Here is a 666-nt window from a genome sequence, read left to right as displayed (position 1 = left end):
ATAAGTGGTGCGCGTGGAGGGACTTGAACCCCCACGTCAAAGACGCTAGATCCTAAGTCTAGTGCGTCTGCCAATTCCGCCACACGCGCACAAAGATAAAACCTGGTGAGCCATGAAGGACTCGAACCTTCGACACCCTGATTAAAAGTCAGGTGCTCTACCAACTGAGCTAATGGCTCTTACATGGCTGGGGATATAGGATTCGAACCTATGCATGACGGAGTCAAAGTCCGTTGCCTTACCGCTTGGCTAATCCCCAACATTACTTCTTCTTCGTTTAGGTTGTCCCATTCTGTAAAAAAGATGAATGGTGGAGGCTGAGGGGATCGAACCCCCGACCCTCTGCTTGTAAGGCAGATGCTCTCCCAGCTGAGCTAAGCCTCCATGGTGACCCGTAGGGGATTCGAACCCCTGTTACCTCCGTGAAAGGGAGGTGTCTTAACCCCTTGACCAACGGGCCACAAGCGTAGCATTATGTAATGCTTCATAAAAGGTGAATCTGGAGCTTCCAACCGGGATCGAACCGGTGACCTCATCCTTACCATGGATGCACTCTACCTACTGAGCTATGGAAGCAAGTGGCTCCCCGAACAGGACTCGAACCTGTGACAACTCGATTAACAGTCGAGTGCTCTACCAACTGAGCTATCAGGGAATATGTACGCC

Annotated in this window: 7 tRNA genes; all 7 read right to left on the bottom strand. The window is 51.2% G+C overall.

The window, feature by feature from the left end:
• Nucleotides 1-5: 5 nt before the first annotated feature.
• The 7 genes from CHH75_RS16020 to CHH75_RS15990 all read right to left on the bottom strand — a co-directional run bounded on the left by CHH75_RS16020 (nucleotide 6) and on the right by CHH75_RS15990 (nucleotide 655).
• Nucleotides 6-89 (bottom strand) — tRNA-Leu (locus tag CHH75_RS16020).
• A gap of 14 nt (nucleotides 90-103) precedes the next feature.
• Nucleotides 104-179: transfer RNA gene (locus CHH75_RS16015), tRNA-Lys, on the bottom strand.
• Nucleotides 180-184: 5 nt separating this feature from the next.
• A tRNA-Gln gene (locus CHH75_RS16010) sits at nucleotides 185-259 on the bottom strand.
• A 49-nt stretch (nucleotides 260-308) separates the two neighbouring features.
• Nucleotides 309-384: transfer RNA gene (locus CHH75_RS16005), tRNA-Val, on the bottom strand.
• Between the two features lies 1 nt (nucleotide 385).
• Nucleotides 386-460 (bottom strand) — tRNA-Glu (locus CHH75_RS16000).
• Nucleotides 461-500: 40 nt separating this feature from the next.
• Nucleotides 501-576 (bottom strand) — tRNA-Thr (locus CHH75_RS15995).
• A 3-nt stretch (nucleotides 577-579) separates the two neighbouring features.
• A tRNA-Asn gene (locus CHH75_RS15990) sits at nucleotides 580-655 on the bottom strand.
• Between the last annotated feature and the right edge of the window lie 11 nt (nucleotides 656-666).

The sequence above is a fragment of the Paenibacillus sp. 7541 genome (genome assembly GCF_002276395.1).
Taxonomy (GTDB): domain Bacteria; phylum Bacillota; class Bacilli; order Paenibacillales; family Paenibacillaceae; genus Paenibacillus_AQ; species Paenibacillus_AQ campinasensis.
This window is presented reverse-complemented; position numbering and strand designations above follow the sequence as displayed.